Source organism: Bacillus basilensis (assembly GCF_050630465.1).
Classification (GTDB): Bacteria; Bacillota; Bacilli; order Bacillales; family Bacillaceae_G; genus Bacillus_A; species Bacillus_A basilensis.
Genome location: NZ_JBNTQO010000004.1, coordinates 18,885 through 45,010 on the forward strand (window position 1 = coordinate 18,885; position 26,126 = coordinate 45,010).

Sequence of the window (26,126 nt, forward strand, 5' to 3'; positions counted from 1 at the left end):
AAAAAGATGGCGAAGAAACAAAGTATACTATCACCGATTATACGTATTACTTTTACATTTTTAGTGTTGTGCGGCCTTGTATATCCGCTTATTGTTACTGGTATTGCGCAAGCAGTAATGAAGGATAATGCGGATGGAAGTCTAATATATAATGATAAAAATGAAGTGATTGGTTCTAAATTAATCGGTCAAAATTTCACAGATCCACGTTATTTTCATGGACGTGTCTCTAGTATTGAATATAAAGCAGAAGCGTCTGGTTCAAATAACTATGCACCGTCTAATCCAGATTTAGAGAAACGAGTAGAGAAAAGTATTGAAGATTGGAAGAAACAAAATCCCACTGTTCCGGTTACAGAAGTGCCAATCGATTTAGTGACAAATTCAGGTTCAGGGCTTGATCCTGACATTAGTCCGAAGGCAGCTTCCGTACAGGTAGAGCGCATCTCGAAATTAACGAATATTTCGAAAGAAATGCTGGATCAATTGATTAAAGATCAAACGGAAGATGCGGCACTTGGCTTATTTGGAGAAAACCGCGTGAACGTTTTAAAGTTAAATTTAGAATTACAGAAATTAATGAAATAGTAACAGTGCTACCTCAATCTAACGGATTGAGGTAGCGTTGTTTCGAAAGAAAGGTTGTGAATGTTTTGTATGCGGATGACTATAAACCAACTTTTCAAAGGCGAACACCAGAAGAGTATTTAGAATATATTCGTCAGCAAAATCGCGGGAAGTTAAAGTTATATGTGGGGGCTGCTCCAGGAGTAGGGAAAAGTTATAAAATGCTCTTTGATGCAAGAGAGATGAAAAAAGATGGTATGGATATTGTAATTGGTTTAATTGAAACGCACGGAAGAAAAGAGACGGAAGAAGCAATTGCAGATTTAGAAAAGGTTTCTTTAAAAGAAATACAGTATAAAGGAAAAATATTTTATGAACTTGATGTGGAAGAAATTATAAAACGTGCACCGCAAGTAGTCGTAGTTGATGAACTGGCACATAGTAATATACCAGGTTCCAAACATAAAAAACGTTACATGGATGTGCAAGAATTGCTAGAGGCTGGTATATCCGTATTATCAGCGTTTAATATTCAGCATTTAGAAAGTGTTCATGATATTGTAGCTCAAATTACGAATATAAAAGTACGAGAACGAATTCCAGATTTTATTTTGCAAAAGGCGAATGAAATTCAGCTCGTTGATGCAACACCTGAGGTATTAAGGAAGAGATTAATAGATGGAAAGATATATAAGGAAGAAAAAATTCAGCAAAGCTTACAAAATTTCTTTACGCTTAATAATCTAGGGGCACTCAGAGAGTTATCGCTTCGTGAAGTTGCTGATGATATGGAAGAGAAAATTAGCCAAACAGTAATAGAACCGAATGGCGTAAAAGAAAAAATTCTTGTTTGTGTACAATATAGCTCAACAGCGGAGAAATTAATAAGACGAGGATGGCGCATGGCTGATCGGTTAAACGCTGAATTGTATGTATTAAATGTTGAAAGAGAAAATATAGACTCTCTTTCAGCTGGTAAAAAGCAAACAATTGAAGAATGGAAGGCGCTCACGAATCAATTTGATGCGAGTTTTGTGTTAGAAGAGGCAAAAGGGAGAAAGCCAGCGGATGTTATTATTGAAGTCGCGAAAAGATTACAAGTAACGCAAATTTTACTGGGGCAATCGGCAAGAACAAGGTGGGAAGAAATAAGAAAAGGCTCGATTGTAAATGAGATTATGAGACAAACGAAGTATATTGATATTCATATTGTTGCGGATCAACGAGCGTAAAATAGAGACCATCTTAGGTCTCTATTTTACTTTTTGTGTGGCGGGGAAGCGTAGCATTTTCATTGCATATAAGATTATGATTAGAAACATAATTGCACCTAGGAAGAAAATCCAAAAGTAATTTTGATTAAATAAAAGAAATCCACCTACAAGTGGCCCTGTGCTCATACCGAAATAGCGGATGAAGTTGTACATACCGATAGCAGTTGCGCGTTCTTGTACGAATTCTTCCGTTAATAAAGTAGTGTGAGTTGGCATAGACAGTCCCATACTAAAACCGTATAAAGAGGTAACGATAATGATGAATGGGATGTTGAAGCTATATGTGAAAGAGAATAAAGTGACACATATAATATTGAAGAAACTAGTAATGAATAAAGCTTGCTTTGTTGTGAGAAGTTTTTGCAAAAGTTTATAGCAATAACTTCCTAACATGATGGAAAGGGACATTGGTATAAACATAAGACCGATTTCACTTGCAGTTAGGTGAAATGAATTTGTTAAAATGCTTGGTAAAAAAACGAGAAAGCAAAAGTAAATACAAAATTGAATAAAGCCAATAAGAGTAATAGAAAATCCAGTTGTATTTTTTAAGATAAGCCAGTAATTCTTTTTTGCTTGCGGTTGCTTCATTACAGTTGGTTTTGTTTCTGGAAGTAGTGAAATGTTTATAATTAATAAGAGAATGCCAAGTATAGATAAAAACAGAAATACGGATAAGTGGCCATTTATACTGCCGAGATAACCACCAATTAGAGGGCCAACCGCAGGTGCGAGAGCAAGTAACATTTGATAGAGGCTCATTGCTTCTCCGCGTTCTTTTCCTTCAAATAAATCACCAATAATCGTTGCTGCGACTACAGGTATAGCTGCTATTCCTATAGCTTGAACAGCTCTAAAAAATAGAAATAAATAAACGTTCGCCGAAAAAGCACATCCAATTGAACCAATTGTACTAATGACTAAACTAGGGATAAGGACAGATTTTCTCCCTTTTGTATCAATTAAAGGTCCATAGAAGAGCTGCATAATCGCAAGAACGAATGTGAAAATTGAAACTGTTACATTTACAAGATAAAGAGAAGTGTGAAAAGAAGCTTGAATCATAGGCAAGATAGGTGTGTAAATATTTTGAGCGAAGGAACCGAGTAAGGCACTAATACAGATAACATATAAAATGAAATTTAGTTTGGATTTTTTCATTGTGTTAACCTCCTTTTTATTTTGTTTCCTTGGAAACTAAATTTATTTTAACATGTTTTTCTCACTTGTAAATATGAAAAAATGATTTTAAAATGGTATATAGTGAAATTGTTTCTTTGGAAACTTAGGGGGCGAACGGATTGGATTATGCAACGAAGCAAATGGAAATACTTTCGGACATTCGTACACTTTTGCATAAAAAAGAAGAACATTTGAAAGGACAAAATGAGAAGTTTCTTCGTGAGACAGGTGTAAGTGGTATGTCTTTATCTGAGTTACATGTGATCGAGTGTATCGGGAAAAATGGTCTGATGAATGTAACGGCAATTACGACAGAAATGGGAATAACGAAGGGCGCAATCTCTAAAATTTGTACAAAGTTGTTTCAAAAGCAATTCGTTGAGAAGATACAAATGTTAGATAATCAAAAAGAAATTTTTTTCCGCTTAACGGAAAGCGGAAATGAAATATATAAAGCTCATGATAAATTGCATAAACAAGCTGAAGAAAAGTGGCTGTTACTTTTAGATGGATATACGAAAGAAGAGCAAGACTTTATTCAAAGGTTTATAAAGGATGTCTCCGATCATTTGGAAATATAATTGGAAGAAAAAACTCCTTCATTTCAAGCCGTTTGAATATAATTTCTAAAAGAACTCATATATAATAGAAAAAGATACTTAACATAGTGAATAATTAAAGAGTCAATATATAAAGAGGAGAGAATAACATGCTTGAAAATACGGGGTTAGTATTAGAAGGCGGCGGTATGCGTGGTGTATATACGGGCGGGATACTAGAATACTTTATGGAACAAGATTTATATTTTCCATATGTAGTCGGTGTATCAGCTGGTGCTTGTCATGCAGCGTCGTATCTTTCCAGACAAAGAAATAGAAATAAAACGGTCAATATTGACTATGTATCACATCCGAAGTATTTATCGTATAAAAACTTATGGAGAAAACGTCAGTTATTTGATATGGATTTCATTTTTCATGAAATACCAGAAAAGCATGTGCCGTTTGATTTTGAAACATATTTTAATAGTCCCGAACGCTTTCTTGTAGGAACAACGGATTGTGAAACAGGACAGTCTGTTTATTTTGAAAAAGAGGGAACGAATGATGATGCGCTAAATTTATTACAAGCGTCTAGCTCATTACCTTTCATTGCACCAGTAGTAAATTACCGTGGTAAGCAATTATTAGATGGCGGGATTTCTGATCCAATTCCAGTTCGAAAAGCACAGGAGGATGGATTTAAAAAATCAGTCGTTATTTTGACGAGAAATCATGGTTATGCAAAAAAGAAATCAAAATTTGGCTGGGTTGCAGCGAAAGCATATAAAAAATATCCGAACCTTGTTAACACGATGCTGAGTCGTTATGAAGTGTATAATGAAACACTTCACTACATTGAAAAAGAAGAGCAAGCGGGTAATTTATTTGTTATTCGTCCAGAAGTGCCGCTTCAAGTAGATCGTATGGAAAAAGATGCGATAAAACTACAAAGTTTATATGAGCAAGGCTATGAAGATGCAAAGAGACAGTTTGCAGATTTGCAGGCGTTTTTGCAAAAATAATAAAAAGGCTGTGGAGAAGAATTTCTCTGCAGTCTTTTTATTATTGGTTTTAATTATAAATATTGGTTATGCGCGTTTTTGTTATGGTATATTATGGATAAAAGTATGTGGAGAGGTGATACATATGGAAAATGTATATAAAGGACTTAGATATACTGGATTTACTATATTGCTTATTTTTGGTGGGGTATTTTTACTACGCTGGTTCGTTCACGATGAAATGCTACTGGATCAGCTTATTGGGTGTAGTGTAGGGATGATAATGGTTATTTCATCAGTTTTTATTCAAAAGTATAGTAATGAATTACAGGTGAATGAGAAGTGTTAAAAGTAATTCGTGTGATTATTGTAAAAGGAAAGTAGAGCATCGAAATTCGATGCTCTATTTTTTTATGTATAAAAAAATCCCTCAAAAAGAGGAATTTTAATGTGGTAAGAAAATCAATTGATAAGCAAACAAAATTCCAAATACATATACAAGTGGGTGAACAGAACGGAATTTACCTTTTGCCACTTTCATAAGTGGGTATGAAATAAATCCAAGTGCGATACCTGTTGCGATACTTGATGTAAGTGGCATGCTTAAGATTACTAAGAATGCTGGGAATGCTTCATCAAATGCGTCCCAATCGATGTGGCGAACTGAACCCATCATAAGACTACCAACGATAATTAATGATGGTGCAGTAATAGCTGATACACCAGAAACGGCACTTACTAATGGTCCGAAGAATGCTGCTAGTGCGAATAGAACAGCTACTGTAACTGTTGTTAAACCAGTACGACCACCAGCTGCAACACCAGCAGAAGATTCAATGTAAGCTGTTGATGGTGTTGTTCCGAACATAGAACCGATTGTTGCTGAGAATGAGTCAGATAGAAGAGCACGTCCAGCTTTTGGAAGCTTTCCGTCTTTCATAAATCCACCTTGTTGAGCAACGCCAAGTAATGTACCTGTTGTATCGAATAGTGTAACAAGGAAGAATGAGAATACAACGCCGTATAATCCGTAGTTAATTACGTCAGATACAGCAGTGATTGGATTTGAAACGATAATTCCTTCTGGTAATCCTGGCATTGATGTAACACCGTTTGAGAATGTTAATTGTCCTGTGAAGAAAGCAATAACACCAGTTAATAGCATACCGATAAATAGTGCGCCATTTACATTTAAAGACATAAGGACAATTGTAATTCCAAGTCCAGCTAATGCTAGTAGTACTGGAGCAGAGTGAAGGTCACCAAGCCCAACTAAGTTTGCTTCATTTTTTGTAACGATACCTGTTAAACGTAAACCGATAAAGGCGATGAAAAGACCGATACCAGCAGTAATTGCATGTTTTAAGTTTTCAGGAATTGCTTCCATTAATTTTGTACGGAAAGATGTGAATGATAACAAAATTAAAATCATACCTGCTACGAATACAGCAGAGAATGCAATTGCGAAAGTCATGCCTTCATGAGCTTTTACAACAGAGTAAGAGAAGTAAGCATTTAATCCCATACCTGGTGCAATTGCGATTGGTAAGTTTGTAAAGATTGCCATAAATAATGTTCCGACAACAGCAGCGATAATTGTTGCTGTAAATGCTTGTTCAAATGGAACACCTGCATCCCCAAGGATAACAGGGTTTACCACAATGATATATGCCATTGTTAAGAAGGTAATAATACCTGCCATAATTTCAGTTTTAATAGAAGTTTTATGTTTTGAAAGGTTAAACATATAAACATCCTTTCTGTTTACGAATAATTTTCACAACAGTTATATATAATATTCGCTTTTTAACTATTTTGCAATAGTTTTACATAAAAAGTTTACAACAATTCATATTTTGTGTCTTAAATTCGAATATTAATCGTAACATGATGTGTGAATTTCAGGTTTTATTATGCACATGATAAGGAAAAGGAGTTGAAAGAAGCTATGCCGCAGCAAAAAAACTTTGTAACAATGCCTGCACAACATCAAAATAAACAGCCTGGCATTGAATCATTAATGAATCCTCTACCACAGTTTGAAGATCCCAATTATAAAGGAAGCGAAAAGTTAAAAGGAAAGAACGTATTAATTACAGGTGGAGATAGTGGAATTGGACGAGCTGTTTCCATTGCTTTTGCGAAAGAGGGGGCAAATATTGCGATTGCGTATTTAGATGAGGAGGGAGATGCAAATGAGACGAAACAATATGTTGAGAAAGAAGGCGTAAAGTGTGTATTGTTGCCAGGTGATTTAAGTAATGAACAGCATTGTAAAGATATTGTGCAAGAGACCATACAGCAGTTAGGCAGCTTAAATGTTTTAGTAAATAATGTCGCGCAGCAATATCCGCAGCAAGGATTAGAATATATTACAGCGGAACAGTTAGAAAAAACGTTTCGTATTAATATTTTTTCTTATTTTCACGTTGCGAAAGCAGCACTTTCTCATTTAAAGCAAGGGGATGTCATTATAAATACGGCATCTATCGTTGCGTATGAAGGAAATGAAACGTTAATTGATTATTCCGCAACGAAAGGAGCGATCGTAGCTTTTACAAGATCACTTTCTCAATCGTTAGTGCAAAAAGGGATTCGTGTAAATGGTGTTGCGCCGGGGCCAATTTGGACACCACTTATCCCATCAAGCTTTGATGAGAAGAAAGTATCACAGTTCGGGAGCAATGTTCCGATGCAGAGGCCTGGTCAACCATATGAATTAGCGCCAGCATACGTATACTTAGCGTCTGGGGATTCATCCTATGTTACGGGGCAGATGATACATGTAAATGGGGGAGTTATTGTAAATGGATAGTTTTCATTTATAAGAGCAAAGTAAAGTTAATTCCACTTATTATAGTGAGCGCTAGGGGGGATATAGATGAAAAAGTTATGTTTCGTCATACTATTATTTTTCATCCTACCGGTTAGTGCTTTTGCTGATACAGATCATTTAATATTAGTGAATCTTACGACAAACCAGTTGTCTTTTTTTGAAAATGGAAATTATACAAAAACATTCCCCGTAACAACTGGAAGAGATCGTACACCTACGCCTGAAGGTAATTTTTGTATTATAACTAAATATAAAAATAAAGAATACCATCGAAAAAAAATAGCTGGGGGTGCACCAAATAACCCTCTTGGTACGAGATGGCTTGGGCTAGATAAGAATGAATATGCGATTCATGGGACAAATCGGGAATGGACGATTGGAAGTAGGGAATCAAATGGGTGTATTCGCATGCATGACAGGGATATACAGTGGTTATATGATCGAGTCCAATTACAAACAAAAGTAATCATTTCTCGTTTTCATACGAGCCCTGAATATGAAGCAAATAAGCTTGGTTACCGCGTTGTGAGTTGGAGTGGTCGTAAAGTAAAAGAAGAGCAAATTGGCATGCTTACGTTAGTAGACCGTGCCGATATATATTGGCAAGAACCAAATGGGCAGCTAACGAAAGTGAAAACAGTATTACCAAACGAAAGATATGCAGTGTACTCAAAACGAAAAGATGGAATATATTATATAGGAAACAATTTGTATATTGTGGATGAAACAGGAGGAAAAATTCGTTATGAACAAATTCCTTCTTCGACTTTAAGTAATATATATAAACGGAAATATAATGTTCCGTAATGGCTACCGTATTATAGACGGTAGCTTATTTCTACTTTGAGTTTAACTGCAACTATTGTATTTTGCTGAATATAATACAGTACAGATAGGGGGCGGTTACATTATGAAAAGTGAATTTGCGTTTAAAGTTTTCTTAGTAACGACCTGTTTATTTATCGTGTATTTGTATGCGTTTCTCGTATTTTCGTTTTATGTTCCATATGTTGATTTAATATTGTTCTTCGGATTTATTTGGGCGTTTGTTAAGGCAAGGGAAGGGGAGAAGAGTATATATCGGCGTATTACCTTATGCGGGACGGCCGTTCTCGTTATTTTGTACTTTTTTATTATGCATGATTTTTGGAGGGGAATGTAAAAAGCATACGATTACTCGTATGCTTTTACATCTGTTAATGATGGAAGAGAGGAAATGGCTCCGTAATTTGTACATGTGAGAGCACCTACTTTATTTGCAAAGGAGATAAACGTTGTTAAATCTTCAAAATTATGAAGAAACATTTGTTCACTTTTAGCAATTTGGTATAACATTGCTCCAACGAAAGCATCACCAGCGCCAGTAGTATCAACTTGTTGAATAGAGATAGAAGGTACAATAGTTTGCTTATCCTTTGTTGCAAGAAGAGTACCGTCTTTTCCGAGTGTAATAGCTACGGCTTTCGCACCATGATTTAATAATTTGAGTGCAGATTGTTGTAAATCACTCTCTTTAGAAAGCATAATCGCTTCTTCTTGACTTACTTTTACAAAATGAGCATGTTTTATAAAAGTTAAGCAATCTTGAATAAATTGTTCGGTATTTGTAATGAGCGCATTTCGGTAATTTGGATCAAAAGAAATAAACTGGCCACTTTCTTTTGCATGTTGTAGAAGTTGAAAATATGTGTCTTTTAACGGGCTGGACAATAAAGCTGTCGCTGAACCAAAATGGATTAAATCATTCGTTTTTATTTTTGATAAATCAATGCTATTGAAATGATATTCACCGTCTGCGCCACGCATAAAGGTAAAATCACGCTCACCATTTTGATCGATAGATACGAATGCAAGTGTGGTTTGTTTATCCTTGATGAGCATGGAAGTGTCCACATATGCATGTTGTAAAGTTTGTTCAAGAAATTCACCAAATGGATCGTTTCCTACTTGTCCCATAAATGTAGCGTGTCCACCTAATTTTGTAATAGCAGCAGCAACGTTAGCAGGTGCTCCACCAGCCTTTTTTTCGAAATTTGAACCGTTTACTAAAGAAACATTGGTATTTCGGCAAACGAAATCAATTAATAGTTCACCGATACAAAAGACATTTCTCATACAATCCCTCTTTTCAGCTTATATTGTGTAATGATAAAGTTTAGTTTTGCATCTGAAAAGATTGCTATATGATGTTTCAAGTCTTTTCGAGGAAAAACTCGGGACGTAAAGACTGTTGAACCATCGCATAAGAAAATTTCCACGATGCTTTTATCTACAAATATTTGTAGTTCTATCGTATCTTGAATATTAATTTTTTTATAGCGTTCATAACCATATTCTCCGCCAAATTGATGGCAGAAGTTGCTCCTGTCTATAGAAACAGTACCTTCTTTCCGATTAAATGTAATTGGAAAACATTCCTCCTCATTGTGGAAGAGAGAAAGCCCAAAACGCTTTGCATCTTCTGTTTTAAGGGTAACAATTAATTCATAGGATCCTTCATTATCAAGCGTTGATAATACGTTTAATCCAGCTGTTATATCTCCTGAAATTTCTTTTTTTGTTGTTCGTAGTTTTGTTAATTCTGAAACTGGTTTTTGTTTTAAGATATTATCTTCTAATGTTAATTCACGTGGAAGTGTTAAACAATGAGCCCACATATAATCATCAGAAGGATATGTGATTTCACTTGATCCTGCCCAAGCAAACAATAGGCGACGACTAGTAGAGTCTTCTAAAGTTTGAGGGGCATAAAAATCGAATCCTTTATCAACCTCGTAATAGGAATCAACATGGAAATGTAAATTTTCAATATCGAAATGGCCTATAGCATAAACAACATTGTATACATTTTGGAAATTTTCTTCTTCTTTTTCAATTCCTTGAGGTGAAAAGAGAAGTACATCTTTCCCCGATAATTGGAAGTAATCGGGGCATTCCCACATGAATCCAAATTCTTTTAAGTTTGTTGTAATTTCACCTTGGAAATTCCAATTGTATAGGTCTTGTGACTTATATAGTAAAAGAGTTCCAGTTTTATTTTTGCGTTGTGCACCGAGTAACATATAGTATATATCGTTATGTTTCCATACTTTTGGATCACGCACATGTTTTGTATATCCGTCAGGGATTACATCAATAATAGGATTATTACTATATTTCGTCATCTTATATTGAGAATCCATTATTACCATACAGTGTTTTGCATCACGGGAATTATCAGATTTTTTTATATTTCCTGTATACAGTAAGTGAAGAAGTCCGTCTTTTACGATAGCGCTCCCAGAATATGCACCGTGCGATTCATAGCTTTCAGTAGGTATGATAGCTACAGGCATACGCTCCCAGTTAATAAGATCTTTTGATTTCACATGCCCCCAATGCTTCATTCCGTGAATGGGACCAAATGGATACCACTGATAAAAAACATGATATTCATCATTGTAGTATGATACACCGTTAGGATCATTCATTAGTCCAAAGGATGGGTGGATATGATAAATTGGTTTCCATGAATCTTGGTTTGCAATTTCATATAAAGAATGTAATTCGTCTTTATCAGATTGCAATATTGTTTTATATTTTGACATAGGTTTTCTCCTCGCTATTGTTTACTTTCTTTATATAAAATGAATGTGGCAACAAAAGCAGTGATAACTGCAATAGCGAAGCCAATTATATAGTGAATCATGTTCATCATGCCAAGAGGTGCAACAATTGTAAGCATCGGAATACCTGTTAAACCGTATGCGTTAGCTGCTACTTGCATCCAGACAACGTAAGCGCCTCCAATTGCGCCGCCAATAGCTGCTGCAATAAATGGTTTACCCAGTTTTAAATTGACACCAAAAATAGCTGGTTCCGTAATTCCTAAAAATGCTGAAGCTGCTGCTGGAATTGCAATTTCTTTCGTTTTTTTGTTTTTTGTTTTGAAATAAACTGCTAAAGTAGCCCCACCTTGAGCAACGTTCGCCATTGACCAAATAGGGAGTAAGAAATTGACACCGATATCTTTATTTGCAAGTAAGCCCGCTTCAATAGCGTGGAAGCTATGATGTAAGCCAGTAAGAACGATTGTTGAATACAATCCGCCGAATATAAGTCCAGCTACTGGTCCTGCAAATTGATAAATTGTATTTAAAAGGTACGTAATGCCGTCACCGATTTTATATCCAATTGGTCCGATAATAATAAGTGATAAAAAGCCAGTTATAATAATTGTTAAGAATGGTGTAACTAATAAATCTAAAGAGTTCGGAACACGTTTTCGAAGTTCTTTTTCAATTGTACTCATAACATATACGCATAATAAAATAGGTAAAACAGTACCTTGATAGCCAATCATATCAATATCCATACCAAGGAAATGTAAAACAGTTGGTTTTGCATTTGAAAGAGTCCAAGGATTTGTTAAGCTTGGGTGAGTTAATATACCACCAATAACTGCACCTAAGAAAATATTTCCACCAAATTCTTTAGCGGCACTCACTCCAATTAAAATAGGTAAAATAATGAAAGCTGCACTTGAGAACATATCAAGTAATTGGATAAGTGAGTGATCTCCAGCAACTAATTTAAACGCTTTCAACATTCCGAGTAGACCCATAAGTAAACCGCTTGCGACGATAGCTGGAATAATTGGAACAAAAATATTGGATAGTGTCTTTGCTAGGCGGGCGATAGGATTCATTTTTTTCTTAGGTATATCGTTTGATGTTGTAGAATCTAGTTCGGCTATCCCAATTAGTTTTGAGAATTCATCATATACTTTGTTTACTATGCCAGTTCCAAAAATAATTTGGTATTGTTCAGTCGTTGCAAAAGCACCTTTCACTTCATCGATGTTTTCGATTTCGGAGGCGTTTATTTTGGTTTCATCTTTTAGTACAAGACGAAGGCGAGTAGCGCAATGTGTAGCGCGAACAATGTTTTCCTTTCCACCGATGTTTTGTAATACTTGTGTTGCAATTTGTTTCATATTCATAAAAATTCCCCCTTACTATATTTTTATGGAACCGGTTCCGTAAGTAGTTAAAATAAAAAAACAGGGAATTGATGTGAAGAATCCTGTTTTTTTATGTGGAACCGGTTTTATTTTTATTATAGAGTGCCTTTAAATTTTGTCAACGCTTTCTTGGATTTTTAATGTATAACGAGAGTGTAATATTTTTGGTATAGTTTTGTTTTCGACAAGCTGTGAAAGAGAAGTGGCAGCAAGCTTTCCGGCATACTCATAGTCAAACGCAATTGTCGTTAAGCTAGGGTGTACCATTTCTGAAATATCATATCCCCCAAATCCTGTTACAGAAATATCATTTGGTACAGAAAGAGAATGGGAGTGAATGACTTTCATTGCCCCAAGTGCGATGTTATCTGTAGCACATACGATAAGCGTTGGACGGTTATTACTTAAAATATGTTGTACTTGTTTCATGGCATCTTCTATTTGGAAAGATGTTTCGTAATAACAAACACTGCAAGTTGGTTCTAAATTTTCAATGGCTTTTTGAAAACCGTTTTTTCGATTTATACCAACAGAAATATCATCTTTTTCTACTCCTAAATAGGCGATATTTCTATGCCCTTGTGATAACACGTATGCTCCTAACTCATAAGCTGCATCATAATCATCATGAACGAGGCAATATTGATCTTTATATTCTTGCCCAACGAATAAAATAGGGATATTTGAATTAGCAATAATTTGTTGATGCTTATTTGTTAAAGTTTTGGTTAATAAAATAATGCCAGCTACTCTTTGTTTTATAAAGTTTTCCATTGCTTGTATTTCAGTTTCAATTGTTTGATTTGCATTTGCTACAAGCATTTGATAGTTATTTTCCTGTAACGTATTATCAATCCCAATAAGTGTTTTCATTGTAGCGAAGGAGTCTAATCGGGGGATAATAACACCAATTAAATTTGTTGTTTTTGCTTTTAAGCTTTGAGCAAATGTATTGGGAGAAAAATTTGTTTCTTGAATAATACTTTCGATTTTAAGTTTTGTTTTATCACTTACGTATCCACCGTTTAAGTAACGAGAAACTGTGCTTTTTGCAACTCCAGCCAATTTGGCGATATCTGCAATTGTTTTAGTCATATTATTTCACCTTCGTATTCATAAAAATATTAATTTTATTATAGGGAGAATTGGGGAGGACGTAAACAAGAAGAGGAAAAGAAAAAACCACCTCACGTATATGAGGTGGAGTATGTGTTAATATCTTGGCTTAAAAGTATGACAACAAGTTTCTACACTCGTTGCTACAGAACTTTCTAGCGTCTCGTTTGTTAAAACTGCACTTGTATACGAATCATTTTCAGTTTGACCCGATTCATCTGCATCTGGCTGAACGATAATCGCACTGGCTTGACAAAAGTTACCTTGTCCCCAAAATGAGCAATTGGAAACAGAGCATCTTACTTCTGGCATAAAACCCCCTCCTTATACATTAGTTTGGGAATTTACGCCCATTTCATGTGTAGAAGGAGTTTCCTTTTCTCGTTATTTCTTCGTTTGTTCAAACCATTCTTTGAATTTTTCTTTTGATTGTTCTCCGCTAATACGGCTTACTTCTTTACCATCTTTAAAATGAATAATTGTCGGTGTTCCTTGGATATTGTATTTATCCCAAGGCTCGTTTAAATTTTCAATATCAATTACCTTCATATCAACATTTAAATCTTTCGCTAAAGGTACAACAATAGGAGAGACCTTTTGACAATGAACGCAAGAGGTTTGATAAAAGTAAATCGTTTGTTCTTTTTTATCTTCTATATTTTTATTGAGATCCTCAAGAGAAATTTTATTTGAGTAGTAACCTTTTTCATCTGTCGATGCGTTTTTCTTTTCCATTTGTGTTACAGCAAAGATTGCCGCAAATAAGACGATAATAATACCGCCAAATATAAGCATTTTTTTCATTCTTTCATCTCCTTATTTGTTTTTGATGACAATAAAGCTACAAACAGCGATTGTAATAAAGCCGATAAGTGCTAAAAACGGGATTGTCACAAAGCCGAACCAGTTTATGTATTCTCCCGTACATGGTACACGACCGCAAGCGGCCCCAGCAGCTGAAAATGCTGCGATTTTTTGAATCGCATAGTGATATAAAGAAATACAAGCACCAATACTTGCAATTGGTAAAGAATAACTTGCGATGCGATAGTCTTTTTTTACTACAGCGATACCGAGCCATAACACGAATGGATACATAAAAATACGTTGATACCAACAAAGGACACAAGGCTCAAATTTCATGATTTCGGAAAAGTATAAACTTCCTAGTGTAGCGATAAAAGAAGCTCCCCAAGCGGTAAGTAAAGCATATTCTTGCTTTTTTTCTCGTCCCATATTTTATACCTCACTTATAATAGTTACATACTAAATTATAGTATGAAGTGGCACAGAAAAGAAAGAAAAAATATGTTTATCAATAAAAGTTTTATAAGGGAAAACTTTTATTGATATAAACATTTTAAAAAAGCGCTATTCTCCAGAAGAGAATAGCGCTATATTTTACATTTGAATTTGCTCTACTTCTTCTACATGTGACTTTTGGGATGCGTGGTCAATATATTGAAATAGGAGCTGCAATTGTTTATCAACTTCTGGCAGTTCTTTACTGTATTGATAAGCGTGTAAAAAATGCTCAATACGCTTAGAAAATAATTGATCGTTCGTTTGAACCATGAGAACGAGTAATTTATCCCAATTACAGCAATACGTGTAATAGAGAGCTTTATCATAATCGTTATATGTTTGCACTGTGTACCCTCCTTACCGAGAGTTATATATAGTGTGTGATAAGTAAGGAGAAATACACTTGAAAGAATTTGTTAAGAAAAAAAGTGAATGAAAAAAAACGAGGTGTGTCCTCGTTTTTTAAGCTTTTGGCATTGGCGTAGGTGTTGGTTTGCCATAACCTTCTTTGTATTTATTATCGATATAGTTACGAATTTCAAGCGTTGATTTTCCTTTTTGTTTCATCGAAGCAGATTCAACAGCGATTTCTAAGCAATTGACGCAAGTCGTTGCATGGGAATCCCAAACAACTTCACCATTCTTTTTAATTTCACGAATAAAGCAATTTTTATTATTTTTATGTCCTACACTTTCACCGCAACCACAGTAACATGGAATCCAATTTAATAGCTCTGCATTTTGTCCAGCGACAGTGTAGATATCTTTCATTTGTGGATCAAGCTTGTCTAGGAAGGTAGGAAGTGTGTCGACTCCTTTTGTTTTCTCTTGAATGTCAGCTTGCTGAGTGTGCGATGCATGGTCGTGCTCTTCTTTTGATTCAGATGATTTTTTTTCATTTGTACCACTGCTTCCGCATCCAGCAAGAATTAAACTCAGTACTGCAAGTAAAGAAAATACATATTTCTTCATACGCTTGTCCCCTTTACAAATGTATTAATCAAATTGTATCAGAGATTATGGTGTGTCGGGTGAAGATTTTTTTGACCGATTTTTGAAATGCCATCGTAGTGAATGGAATAGAAATAAAATCGGGATATAAGCGTATACAATATATAAGCCAGCTTGAGATAGTATTGTATTTAATGTGTTTATACTTTCACGGTTTTTAAAAAATAAAGAAGCTATAAAAACGATGAAAATAAAAAACGGTAATGTAAATTTAAATGAAATATGAAATGAACGCTTCATCGTTTGACATGATGACCAAATAGTTAAACAAAGGTTCGGCAAAATAATTAAAAACCAAACAAAAATAATAATATATTCAAACCGTTGAATGAAAGGAACTTTAATTATTTTCAACATTGTTAAAGTAGGCCAAATAGTATGATTTAATTGTCCTTCACTATAATACATAAAAGATACAATAGCTAAAACTACATAAATTAAAGTGCTAAAAACAATTCCTGCATGAGCCCATCTTTTTAAAGATTTTCCTTTTTCAATAAGTGGATAGAAGATAAGAATTGTTTCAAAGCCAAGAAACTCTAATGCAGATTGTTTTGCAGATATAAGTATGTCAACAGGTGAATGTGTAAAAATAGGTAAAATATTACGAAAATGAGCATATTTCATTGGATAGATTAAAAAGAATACAACGAAAATAGGAAGTACAATACCCCAAAAGCATATCCCTGTCACAGAGCGGAAGCCGCCTTTTATAATGTAGTAAGTGACTAATAAAAACATAAGTGTAAGTTTCCATAATTTAATAGTAGGGAAAATCCAAACTTGTATTACTTCCATATATGTACGAAGAACAGTAAGGCAGAATAATAAGCAATAAAGAGTAAAAATCATGGAAAATATAGAACCAATCCATTTTCCAAAAGTTGTTGTGTGAATGCTAATTAAATCTCCATCTTTTTCTAACATTTTTAACATACAAAACAGCACAATATGAGTTGCAATTCCCGCAATAATGAGAGAAATCCAGGCATCATAACCAGCGTTTTTTAAAATTACACGTTGATATCCGAGAACTCCTATTCCGATTTGAAGAGAATGTAATAAGATAAATGCAAAGTATGGAGAGACTGTCTTTGCTTTACTCATTGTATTCATTGCTTATTTCACCTCACTATTCCCCGATTCCAGATTGTACAATATTAAGATCTAAATTTATATCCACTGCTACATTTTTATACATATTTCGAATTTGTTTTATATTCCATTTTCTCGTATGGCTTCTAATTTCATCTCGTATTCCTAAAGGATCAATTTCCTTTTCTTGAAATTGTTTTATTAAATCTTCGCAGTCTTTTTCAACATTTCGTTCAATTTGTTTTTTTATATAATTGATATTTGTTTTTTTTCTTAAATCAATCCAATCAGGAGAGTTTTTAATTAATCCATTTAATTTTAAATGGATTTTTACCTTAGGTATGTCGCCAGTTTGATCTATATCATATTTATTTTTCCCAGCTAAGTTTTGTATAACAACCATACCTTTATGCTTATCCTTTGTTATCGCTGCCTCGTAACGTCCATTTTTCGTAGGATTAATAAGTAATTTTGCTAAAACAGAATGTCTTTTATCCGTATACATAACGACTTTATCGCCTTTTAAAAAAGCAAGTCCTTTGACAGCGACAGAATGATTATCGCCCATTCTAATATAGGGGACGTAGGCATCACATACAGAAGAGTAGTAATTATATAAAAAAATGTTTAATGAGGTTTGTGGAATGTTCTCATTTCTTATATTTTGCTCGAGTAAATCAGCAATATATAACGATCCATTTTTTTTTCCGTAATTTAAAAGTTCTTCAGCCGATCCATCTACAATTGCTAGTTGTACATCACGCCCGATATTTGGGTCACGTTGTAAGTTAGTAATAATTTCTCCCATTCCGCGTTCTCCTAGAGCCTTTCCAAATAGGACGACACGCATTTGACCTACAACAACATTGTGAGGAGATTTCGCATTTAGTCGTGAGGCGATCGTCTCAAGTGAACGGGCAGATGTTGATTGAGTTTCTGGTTTAGACTTTACACCATGTGTGTACTCTGGGAATAAGATAGTCCCTTGGAATCTTTTGTTTTTTGTGATGTCGAATCCAACAATATGAATAATACGCTGTGCATCCACTATATACGTTTGTGTACAGCCAGTTTGTAGAATGAAAAAGATAATAATAAGGTACAATAAAAGTTTTTTCATTCATTATCACCATCACGTTTCTGTTTTGCTTTATTCGGATTATAACGCCATTTTGATTTTGGTCTAAGGAAAGAAGGTCTTTGTGCCGTTTGACTAAATGGTAATCGAAGAAAACCTTCTGCTGTACCTAAACCACGAAATGGATATAAAGGTAATAAATAAGGTGATCCAAGTGATTTTAATTTAATTAAATGAGCTAAAATAAATACAAATCCGACAATAAGGCCTAATCCTCCGAATGCGCCAGCTAAAAGAATAAGCGGAAAGCGTAACAAACGGATAGTAGAAGACATCTTCACAGTCGGTGTTGTGAAAGATGCAAGGGCGGATAAAGCAACTGCAATTAATAGAATTGTACTCGTTAAAGCTGCTTCAACAGATGCTTGTCCAATTACAATCCCACCAACAATCCCAATTGTTTGTCCGACTTTTGTCGGTAAACGCGCTCCCGCTTCACGAAGCAATTCGATTGTAATTTCTAAAAAGAGTGCTTCTAGAATAGGAGGGAAAGGTACGTTAGCCCTTGAGAAAATAATAGGACCTAGTAAATCGGCAGGAATCATTTGATAATGATATGTTAAAGCCGCTGTATAAATAGCGGAGGAAAAAAGAGAAAATATAGCTCCGAAAAAACGAATAATACGAAAGAAAGATCCAATCATCCACGGTAAATAATAATCTTCTGGTGAAATGAAAAAATCCAGTAACGTTGTTGGTCCTGATAAAGCATATGGAGAGCCATCTGTTAAAATTAAAACTTCTCCGTTAATTAAAGCAAATACAGCTCGATCTAATCGTTCTGTAGGTAATAGAACAGGGAAAGGTGAATTGCTATTATCACTAATAAATTGCTCAATCATAGTTGCATCAAATGGGACATCAAAGTCAATGTCCTCTAGCCGTTGTATTGCAGTATTGATAAATTGTTCATTTGTAACTCCGTCTATATAAGCAACTGCTACTTTCGTTTTTGACATAGACCCCACGGTAACTTCTTTAAAAATGAGTTGCTCAGTTACAATGTTTCGGCGTAATAAGTGTATATTTGTATCAAGGTTTTCAACGAAACCGATTTTAGGTCCGATTACGCTATACTCATTTTCTGTATCGTTATATAATCGTGTTCCTAAAACAGTACTCTCGGCACGAATTAAAGCATATTGATCGGGATTCAAATTGTTTTTTAAGCGTATTAAAATATATCCACCTAATAATTTCTCACGAATATCATCAATAGAAGGGGAGGTAATAATATCTTCAATAGAGACGATATTACATAAATCAGAGATGTTTTGGATTTGTTCCGATTCCTTTTTTATAGGAGTTAAAATGAATTGTTTAATAATAAGTGCTTCCACGACAGATTTATAATAAAACAAGCATAACGTTTCATCTTCAAGTACGTTATAAGAGACAAAATCGCTAGATTCTGTCAGGGTTTGTATAAATTCTGGAATAGAACAAAGTGTTTTTGTATTAGTCTTTTTAGATTTCTTAGATGATAAACCGAACATTTTCCCACCCCCTAACATATATCATTTACTTGTGTTAGTTTTTGGGAAAGACGGGAATTTATACTTGAAAATTGAAAGTTCATAAAGAAAAGGAAGAGTATTGAAAATCTCTTCCTTTTTGGCGTGTTAATTTGTTTTCTTTTCCTTAATCGACTTTACTAATTTAATCATTTCTGCGCGTATATCTTCTTTGTTTACATTTAATTTTTCTGCAATTTGTTTAATATCCATTCCGTCTTTTTTCATTTTTAGTACATCATTAAGGGGAGTATTACTTTTTTGAGAGATGATTGTTAATACCGTGAGCTGACGTAATCCGATATTATATTCTTTCATTTTTTGTTTTAGTCCATCTGGTGTAGATTTTTGCATATTTGCTAATTCTTGCAGTAGTGCTTTTTTTGTTTCTTTATTCATATGATGCTTTTTCAATTTATTTGGATCTACACCGAAATATTCGGCTGTTTTCTCCCAAGATTTATTTTGTTTATAGTAAGCTAAAACGTCTTTTATTTCTTTTTTACTAATTCTTGCAATGTGGGCAGCTTTCCAAATTTCATGTTTGTTATAGCCGAGTTTTTCGAGTGACTGCATTTCTTCTTCTGAAATAGGCTTATGGTGATGCAATGTTACTTCTTTTGGCGTAGCAGCGAAGGTAGGGAAGACGGTTGCCCCAAATAATAACGCTGCCATAGTCATACTTACTGCGATTTTTTTGTACATATAAACTCCTCCTAGATGGATAATGTGGAAAACTTTATACATATCATTTCCATAAAATGTGAAAAACTTGTGAACAAGCTAAGTTTTTTTATTCACAGGATGATGGAATGATGTTTTGAAAGTTTTCCAACATAAAACATTGATTAATAGTAAAAAACTAAGGTATAATCGAAATTGAAAATCAATATCAATACTAAAAATAATCTTATACATATAGATAAAAATAAGGGAGAGAAAAATATGACTACATATACTTCCATCGCAAATGTGATTAAAGAAAGACGTTCTGTTCGTACATTTACAGATAAAGCAGTAGACAAAGAGTTATTAATTGAATTATTAAACGACGCAACATGGGCACCGAATCATAAACACCGTGAACCATGGAATTGTAAATTATACATTGGAGAAGGCCGTCAGAAATTAGTAGATGCAGTATTAAACTCTTTCACAGAAGAAGAAAGAGCGAAACGGGGTAAAATTTTATCTGATCGTTTCTTAAGCACACCTGCACAAATCGTTGTATATATAAATGAAGATCCACGTCAAATTCAACGTGACGAAGATTACGCTGCAACATGCGCATTTATGCAAAACTTCCAACTTCTTGCTTGGGAGCGTGGATTAGGTTGTGTTTGGAAATCAGGCGGATTGAACTACAACCCATTATTTATAGAAGGACTCGGTTTAACAAGAGGCCAACGTATTGTTGGAATTCTTCATCTTGGCTATTTCGATAAAGCACCAGAAGGAAAAGCTCGTACACCGATTACGGAGAAGATGGAGATTATTGAGGGTTAATAGATGAGACATTCTCGTTTTTACGAGGGTGTCTTTTTATTATGCAATCAATCCTCATGAAAGCTTGTTCTCAATCATACACTTTCTTAAGGGAAAGTGTAAGGAGGGAAAATAATGAGAGCAAGTGACGATAAAGCACTGCAATATGCGATTGCGGAAATTACGGAAATTGCGACTGGATTTGGGCTTGATTTTTATCCGATGCGTTATGAAATATGTCCAGCGGAAATTATTTATACATTTGGTGCATATGGGATGCCAACGCGGTTTTCACACTGGAGTTTTGGAAAACAGTTTTTCAGAATGAAATTACAATACGATTTAGGTCTTAGTAAAATATACGAACTCGTTATTAACTCTGATCCATGTTATGCCTTTTTACTAGATACGAACTCGTTAATTCAAAATAAATTAATTGTAGCGCACGTTTTAGCGCACTGTGATTTCTTTAAAAATAATATTCGTTTTTCAAATACGAAGCGAGATATGGTAGAAAGTATGTCAGCGACAGCTGAACGGGTGAAAGCATATGAGCATAAGTACGGAAAAGAAGAAGTAGAAACATTTTTAGATGCCGTACTTGCCATTCAAGAGCACATTGATCCTTCGCTCATGCGCCCAAAACTTGCGTGGAGTATTGATGATTTAGAAGAAGAAGTAGAAAAGAAAAAGGTATCACAATACGATGATCTATGGAATTTAGATGATCGAAACAAAAAGAGAGAACGATCCAATATACGCAAAAAGAAGAAGATTCCACCGCAACCAGAGAAAGACTTGCTCCTCTTTATTGAAGAATATAGCCGTGAGCTAGAAGATTGGCAGCGGGACATATTAACGATGATGCGCGAGGAAATGTTATATTTCTGGCCGCAGCTTGAAACGAAGATTATGAACGAAGGCTGGGCTTCCTACTGGCACCAGCGCATACTTCGTGAAATGGACTTAACATCTTCTGAAGCGATCGAATTTGCAAAGCTTAATGCGGGTGTCGTTCAGCCATCAAAAACAAGCATTAATCCATACTACCTCGGTATTAAAATGTTTGAAGATATTGAAGAACGCTATAACAACCCGACAGAAGAAATGAAACGCCGTGGTGTAAAACCAGGGTCTGGTCGTGACAAAATCTTTGAAGTACGCGAAATTGAATGGGATGTATCGTTCTTAAGAAACTATTTAAATAAAGACCTCGTAATGCGAGAAGATATGTACTTATTCCAGCGCCAAGGAAAAGAGTATAAAGTAATAGATAAAGAGTGGGAACATGTGCGTGATCAACTCGTAAATATGCGTACAAATGGCGGCTTCCCGTACCTAGTAGTAGAAGACGGAGACTACTTAAAGAACGGAGAATTATACATTAAACATAGTTACGAAGGAATCGAGCTTGATTTAAAATACTTAGAAAAGGTATTACCATATCTTCATCAGCTGTGGGGAAGAACAGTGCATATGGAGTCAATTGTGGAGAGTAAGGGCGTTGTGTTTTCTTATGATGGGAAGATGGTACATCGGAAGTATGTGTGAAGGAAAGAACGGACATAGAATGCTATGTTCGTTCTTTTTTATTTGGAACAAGGTCAAATATGCTATTCTTGAAAAAGGGAGTTACATAGAGAAATGGAGAGGTTCAAATGAGCAAAGTAGGGGTATGTAAGGTGGATATTACGCCGCCTATAGGTATTGATTTTGTCGGATATCATAGAGAGACAGGAATAAATAATATTGAAGAGCGTATTTATGGGACGGTTTTTGTATTTGAAAAAGGTGAAATGAAAACTGTATTTATAAGCATTGATAATATTGGGATGTTAGTAGAAGATACGAATATGATTCGTGAGCGAGTAGCGAGTGAGCTTCATGTACCATTTGAGCGAATAACGGTTGTTTATACTCATACGCACTCCGGTCCAGAGACAGTCGGTGATGATCCGCTAGTGCAATCGTATAAAACGATTTTAGTAAATAATGTAGTGCATGGTGCTGTTACTGCGAATAAAAACTTGAAGCGATGTGAAGTTGGCTGGGGTGTTACGACAGGTGGTATTGGGGTAAACAGAAGAGAGAGAACATCTGATGGAAGAGCAAAGATGGGAATAAATATAGAGGGTGTTGTAGATAAACGGATTGGGATGTTGGCAATAAGAGATGCTGAAACGAAAGAGTTATCTGGGATTATAGTGTTTTGTACGGCGCATCCGAATGTTTTAAAAGGTGATAGTGATGTATTATCAGCAGATTATCCCGGGATGGCGCGAGAGATTCTTGAGAGAATAGTAAACTGCCCTATTATTATTGTGCAAGGTGCTGCTGGAAATGTGAATGCGAAGTATCGTGGTTCTAGGGAAGCATTAACACAAATGGCTTACATGCTTAGTGGACATGTATTAACGATGTTATCGACAGTTACATATAACCCGATTGTAACTGTAAGAACGATTTCGAGTACGATGCAAATGAAGTTGAAGGATATTCCTGAAATTGATGAGATACGAAGCATGGCCCAGTTAGCTGAGAAGCAGTGGGGCGTGAATACGGATGAATGGCTTACTATCGTTTTAGAGAAATATAAGCAAGGTATGTGGCAGTTAAGTATTGATTTAGAAGTGCAACTGTTTCAAGTTAATGATGGTATGTTCTCCGGTATACCGATGGAACCTTTTTCGGAAATGTCATTAGAAGTGAAAGAGCGTCTTCAAAATGAACTAGTTTTCTTTGGTGGATATATGAACGGATATATTGGTTACTTGCCGACAACGGAAGAATTTGTATATGGTGGATATGAAGTAGAGTTGAATCCTATTGTGTATGGGGTAACTACGAATTTATTGATGCCACCGGAGGAGAACACAGCGGAGTTGGTTGTGAAGAGAGTTATGGAATTATATAACGCGTAAAAAATATATTCAGTAGAATAAAATTTAAAGAAATTAATGATTTTTAATATATCTGTAGAAAACGAATCCATTTTGAAAAAGATGAATCAAAGTGGATTCGTTTTTGTTTACCAGACAGGTCGTATATTTGATGATAACTTCTCTGTATTTTCTTTAGTAACGAATGTTGTTAAATCTTCTTTTAGCATTTGCATTCGTTCTGTACCTATATTTTCAATCCATCGCTGCTCTATTTCAGCTACTATTTCTTCTTTTGCTTTCATTACTGCTAAACCACGTTCGGTTAAAACAATGATTTTACCCCTTTTATCAGTAGGGTGTGTTTTACGTGTAACGTAGCCACTATTCTCAAGAGAATCCACCATTTTACTTATAGCTTGTTTGGAAACCCCTAAATATTCAGCTAGCTCTATACCAGTTGCCCCATTAGGAAGGATGCGTTTGAACATAAAACCATGTGCTGGTCTAATATCTTTAAATCCCAATTCACTTAATCTGTCATGTAGCTCAGTAATTAATGTGCTAAATGATAATGATAAAAGCGATGTAAGATCTAACTCGTTAAATGTTTGATCCATATATATAACCTCCGCGCTTGTAGTCAATTAAGTTGACTATATGTAATACCTATTGTACTATATACAATATAGTCAATCAAATTGACTATATTTTGTTGGTAGAACAAATAATGACTTATATAATATAGAATCAATGGAGGTTTCACATGGTTAATATTGTAAAAATTAGAGGGAGTGTCTTTGCACCATATGCATCGCTGGAACCTATTAAGGATCCTGCAACAGGAAGATCGTTTGAATATGCTGGAGATGCACGTGAGTTTACACCATACGCGGTGAACGCAAAGCGTTCAAGATTAGAACAAGAAGTGAATATTGATTTTTATAAAAGAGAAATTTTCACATATGCAGATGCTTGTATCGTCACAGTGAAGATTACAAATCCAGATGGCTCAACCGAGCATAAAAAAGGAGAAACAAGTACAGAAAACATTGTATGTACTAATATCGTATGGGGCGAGGATGAAGTTTCATTTGAAATGAGAGCAAGTGCCAGTAATCCGTTAAATGCGGCAGCACCTGCAGCTGATTATTTGTTGGCTATACGAGTTAATAAAAGTGGTACTGTGCATGTTGAAGGTGTACATGATGGTTTCCCTTGCTATGAGTTTTATAAACAAGTAGATTTTGGTTCATTTGAATTAATATATATACATGATTTTAGAGAAACAAATGATACTCCAGCAGCACTAGCTGGAGAGATGGAATATAACTTTAAAACGACAGTCTAAACATAAATATAGCGCTATTTTTAGAAGGAAGTAGAAAAGTAAAAGAGAAATTTATTGGTTTTAGCATTGAAATTATGGTCTATTTTACTCAATAGTATTCAGTATCTAAAATAAAATTATAGAGGTGTTTCTTATGACTAACATCGTGAAAATTAGAGCCAGTGTATTTATTCCAATGTCTTGGACTGAAGCCAAAAAGGATATGGAAACAGGAAAAGTAATTCAATTCGAAGGTGATTCGCGTGAATTTACCCCACATGCGGTAAATACGATGCGCTCTAGAGTTGAGCAAGAGGTAGTAGTTGATTTTTATAAAGAAGAAGTGTTTTCATATGCGAACACGGGTATTACGACCGAGAAGGTTACAAGTCCAGATGGTTCTGTGAGTAAAAGAACAGGGAAAGCAAGTACAGAAAATATTGTGTGTGCTGATATCACATGGAATTCTGACGGTGTACAATTCAAAATGAGTGCGAGTGCAAGTAATCCATTAAATGTATATGCACCTCCTGTGGATTATGTATTACATGTATGTGTGAAAAAGGACGGCAGTATTGATGTTCAAGGAGAGCATGATGGTTTCCCTTGTTTTGAATTTTATAAACAAGTAGATTTCGGTTCATTTGAAAAAATATATACACATGATTTTAGAGAAACTGGTGATACAGCGGCAGCGCTAGGTGGGAACATGGAGTATAGTTTTACAAAGAGATTGTAGAAAGTATGACAATGGAACGATTGATTGCTTCATTTGTAAAGAACTTGGAGATGTCTAAGTTCTTTTTTATTTGTTTCAAATTTGTGAAAGAAAGACATATTGATTGAAAT

At 35.0% G+C, this 26,126-nt stretch carries 29 protein-coding genes; 13 read left to right on the plus strand and 16 right to left on the minus strand.

Features of this window, described 5'->3' with window-relative positions; translation table 11 throughout:
- Positions 1–6 precede the first annotated feature (6 nt).
- Positions 7–588, plus strand: a complete 582-nt coding sequence (gene kdpC / locus ACQVV1_RS09445; RefSeq protein ID WP_431168798.1) for a K(+)-transporting ATPase subunit C — start codon at positions 7–9, stop codon at positions 586–588.
- 56 nt (positions 589–644) lie between these two features.
- Positions 645–1,799, plus strand: coding sequence for a KdpD-like non-kinase potassium sensor (gene kdpDN / locus ACQVV1_RS09450; RefSeq protein WP_431168799.1), 1,155 nt, complete (start codon positions 645–647; stop codon positions 1,797–1,799).
- A 21-nt stretch (positions 1,800–1,820) separates the two neighbouring features.
- On the opposite strand, the gene ACQVV1_RS09455 is transcribed toward kdpDN, so the two are convergent.
- The gene (locus ACQVV1_RS09455) at positions 1,821–3,002 is read right to left on the minus strand and encodes an MFS transporter (RefSeq protein WP_242255801.1); all 1,182 of its coding nucleotides are present in this window, start codon (positions 3,000–3,002) and stop codon (positions 1,821–1,823) included.
- A gap of 140 nt (positions 3,003–3,142) precedes the next feature.
- On the opposite strand from ACQVV1_RS09455, the gene ACQVV1_RS09460 reads away from it, so the two are divergent.
- From ACQVV1_RS09460 to ACQVV1_RS09470, 3 genes are all read left to right on the plus strand, one after another.
- Entirely contained in the window at positions 3,143–3,604 is a 462-nt protein-coding gene (locus tag ACQVV1_RS09460; protein WP_431168800.1) for a MarR family transcriptional regulator, read from the plus strand.
- Positions 3,605–3,732: 128 nt separating this feature from the next.
- Positions 3,733–4,587, plus strand: a complete 855-nt coding sequence (locus tag ACQVV1_RS09465; protein WP_063223689.1) for a patatin-like phospholipase family protein — start codon at positions 3,733–3,735, stop codon at positions 4,585–4,587.
- A gap of 124 nt (positions 4,588–4,711) precedes the next feature.
- Positions 4,712–4,915, plus strand: a complete 204-nt coding sequence (locus ACQVV1_RS09470) for a hypothetical protein (RefSeq protein ID WP_242255805.1) — start codon at positions 4,712–4,714, stop codon at positions 4,913–4,915.
- Between the two features lie 96 nt (positions 4,916–5,011).
- On the opposite strand, the gene ACQVV1_RS09475 is transcribed toward ACQVV1_RS09470, so the two are convergent.
- On the minus strand, positions 5,012–6,313 hold the full coding sequence (locus tag ACQVV1_RS09475) for an NCS2 family permease (RefSeq protein WP_242255806.1): 1,302 nt from the start codon (positions 6,311–6,313) through the stop codon (positions 5,012–5,014).
- 201 nt (positions 6,314–6,514) lie between these two features.
- Between ACQVV1_RS09475 and ACQVV1_RS09480 the strand changes: the two genes are divergently transcribed.
- From ACQVV1_RS09480 to ACQVV1_RS09490, 3 genes are all read left to right on the plus strand, one after another.
- Positions 6,515–7,381: an SDR family oxidoreductase gene (locus tag ACQVV1_RS09480; protein ID WP_242255809.1), complete on the plus strand. Its 867-nt coding sequence runs from the start codon at positions 6,515–6,517 to the stop codon at positions 7,379–7,381.
- 66 nt (positions 7,382–7,447) lie between these two features.
- On the plus strand, positions 7,448–8,209 hold the full coding sequence (locus ACQVV1_RS09485; RefSeq protein WP_309259730.1) for a L,D-transpeptidase: 762 nt from the start codon (positions 7,448–7,450) through the stop codon (positions 8,207–8,209).
- A gap of 103 nt (positions 8,210–8,312) precedes the next feature.
- On the plus strand, positions 8,313–8,564 hold the full coding sequence (locus ACQVV1_RS09490) for a hypothetical protein (protein WP_000834195.1): 252 nt from the start codon (positions 8,313–8,315) through the stop codon (positions 8,562–8,564).
- 11 nt (positions 8,565–8,575) lie between these two features.
- On the opposite strand, the gene scrK is transcribed toward ACQVV1_RS09490, so the two are convergent.
- The 13 genes from scrK to ACQVV1_RS09555 form a co-directional block, all read right to left on the minus strand.
- Positions 8,576–9,517 (minus strand): fructokinase, encoded by a 942-nt coding sequence (scrK, locus tag ACQVV1_RS09495; RefSeq protein ID WP_242255811.1) that lies wholly within the window; start codon positions 9,515–9,517, stop codon positions 8,576–8,578.
- Positions 9,514–10,989, minus strand: a complete 1,476-nt coding sequence (locus ACQVV1_RS09500) for a glycoside hydrolase family 32 protein (RefSeq protein ID WP_309259731.1) — start codon at positions 10,987–10,989, stop codon at positions 9,514–9,516. Before ACQVV1_RS09500 ends, scrK begins: the two co-directional genes overlap by 4 nt.
- A gap of 14 nt (positions 10,990–11,003) precedes the next feature.
- Complete coding sequence (locus tag ACQVV1_RS09505) at positions 11,004–12,383, minus strand: sucrose-specific PTS transporter subunit IIBC (protein WP_242255816.1); 1,380 nt, start codon at positions 12,381–12,383, stop codon at positions 11,004–11,006.
- Between the two features lie 129 nt (positions 12,384–12,512).
- Positions 12,513–13,499, minus strand: coding sequence for a LacI family DNA-binding transcriptional regulator (locus tag ACQVV1_RS09510; RefSeq protein WP_242255818.1), 987 nt, complete (start codon positions 13,497–13,499; stop codon positions 12,513–12,515).
- Positions 13,500–13,616: 117 nt separating this feature from the next.
- Entirely contained in the window at positions 13,617–13,832 is a 216-nt protein-coding gene (locus tag ACQVV1_RS09515) for a DUF1540 domain-containing protein (RefSeq protein WP_063223698.1), read from the minus strand.
- Between the two features lie 72 nt (positions 13,833–13,904).
- Positions 13,905–14,324, minus strand: coding sequence for a thioredoxin family protein (locus ACQVV1_RS09520; RefSeq protein WP_000738460.1), 420 nt, complete (start codon positions 14,322–14,324; stop codon positions 13,905–13,907).
- Between the two features lie 12 nt (positions 14,325–14,336).
- A complete protein-coding gene (locus ACQVV1_RS09525; protein ID WP_000532269.1) occupies positions 14,337–14,756 on the minus strand; it encodes a disulfide formation protein C in 420 nt (139 codons plus the stop codon).
- Positions 14,757–14,921: 165 nt separating this feature from the next.
- Positions 14,922–15,170, minus strand: a complete 249-nt coding sequence (locus ACQVV1_RS09530; RefSeq protein WP_001195459.1) for a YhdB family protein — start codon at positions 15,168–15,170, stop codon at positions 14,922–14,924.
- A gap of 117 nt (positions 15,171–15,287) precedes the next feature.
- Entirely contained in the window at positions 15,288–15,797 is a 510-nt protein-coding gene (locus ACQVV1_RS09535) for a PCYCGC domain-containing protein (RefSeq protein ID WP_242255820.1), read from the minus strand.
- A gap of 45 nt (positions 15,798–15,842) precedes the next feature.
- Positions 15,843–16,952, minus strand: a complete 1,110-nt coding sequence (locus ACQVV1_RS09540) for a GerAB/ArcD/ProY family transporter (RefSeq protein ID WP_063223699.1) — start codon at positions 16,950–16,952, stop codon at positions 15,843–15,845.
- 16 nt (positions 16,953–16,968) lie between these two features.
- Entirely contained in the window at positions 16,969–18,051 is a 1,083-nt protein-coding gene (locus ACQVV1_RS09545) for a Ger(x)C family spore germination protein (protein WP_063223700.1), read from the minus strand.
- Entirely contained in the window at positions 18,048–19,565 is a 1,518-nt protein-coding gene (locus ACQVV1_RS09550) for a spore germination protein (protein WP_431168801.1), read from the minus strand. The genes ACQVV1_RS09545 and ACQVV1_RS09550 overlap by 4 nt, the downstream gene beginning before the upstream one ends.
- A gap of 126 nt (positions 19,566–19,691) precedes the next feature.
- A complete protein-coding gene (locus tag ACQVV1_RS09555) occupies positions 19,692–20,288 on the minus strand; it encodes a hypothetical protein (protein WP_242255826.1) in 597 nt (198 codons plus the stop codon).
- A gap of 240 nt (positions 20,289–20,528) precedes the next feature.
- On the opposite strand from ACQVV1_RS09555, the gene ACQVV1_RS09560 reads away from it, so the two are divergent.
- From ACQVV1_RS09560 to ACQVV1_RS09570, 3 genes are all read left to right on the plus strand, one after another.
- A complete protein-coding gene (locus ACQVV1_RS09560; protein WP_000214810.1) occupies positions 20,529–21,089 on the plus strand; it encodes a nitroreductase family protein in 561 nt (186 codons plus the stop codon).
- 114 nt (positions 21,090–21,203) lie between these two features.
- Positions 21,204–22,619 (plus strand): stage V sporulation protein SpoVR, encoded by a 1,416-nt coding sequence (gene spoVR / locus ACQVV1_RS09565; RefSeq protein WP_063223703.1) that lies wholly within the window; start codon positions 21,204–21,206, stop codon positions 22,617–22,619.
- Positions 22,620–22,726: 107 nt separating this feature from the next.
- Positions 22,727–23,989: a neutral/alkaline non-lysosomal ceramidase N-terminal domain-containing protein gene (locus ACQVV1_RS09570; protein WP_242255828.1), complete on the plus strand. Its 1,263-nt coding sequence runs from the start codon at positions 22,727–22,729 to the stop codon at positions 23,987–23,989.
- Positions 23,990–24,096: 107 nt separating this feature from the next.
- Here the strand turns inward: ACQVV1_RS09570 and ACQVV1_RS09575 are convergent, their stop codons facing one another.
- Positions 24,097–24,567 carry a MarR family winged helix-turn-helix transcriptional regulator gene (locus ACQVV1_RS09575; protein WP_063223705.1) on the minus strand — a complete coding sequence of 157 codons (471 nt, stop codon included), beginning with the start codon at positions 24,565–24,567 and terminating at the stop codon, positions 24,097–24,099.
- Positions 24,568–24,713: 146 nt separating this feature from the next.
- Here ACQVV1_RS09575 and ACQVV1_RS09580 point away from each other — a divergent pair, with 146 nt between their 5' ends.
- Positions 24,714–25,298, plus strand: coding sequence for a DUF3238 domain-containing protein (locus ACQVV1_RS09580; RefSeq protein WP_242255830.1), 585 nt, complete (start codon positions 24,714–24,716; stop codon positions 25,296–25,298).
- Between the two features lie 133 nt (positions 25,299–25,431).
- The gene (locus ACQVV1_RS09585) at positions 25,432–26,016 is read left to right on the plus strand and encodes a DUF3238 domain-containing protein (protein WP_242255832.1); all 585 of its coding nucleotides are present in this window, start codon (positions 25,432–25,434) and stop codon (positions 26,014–26,016) included.
- The last annotated feature ends 110 nt before the right edge of the window (positions 26,017–26,126 follow it).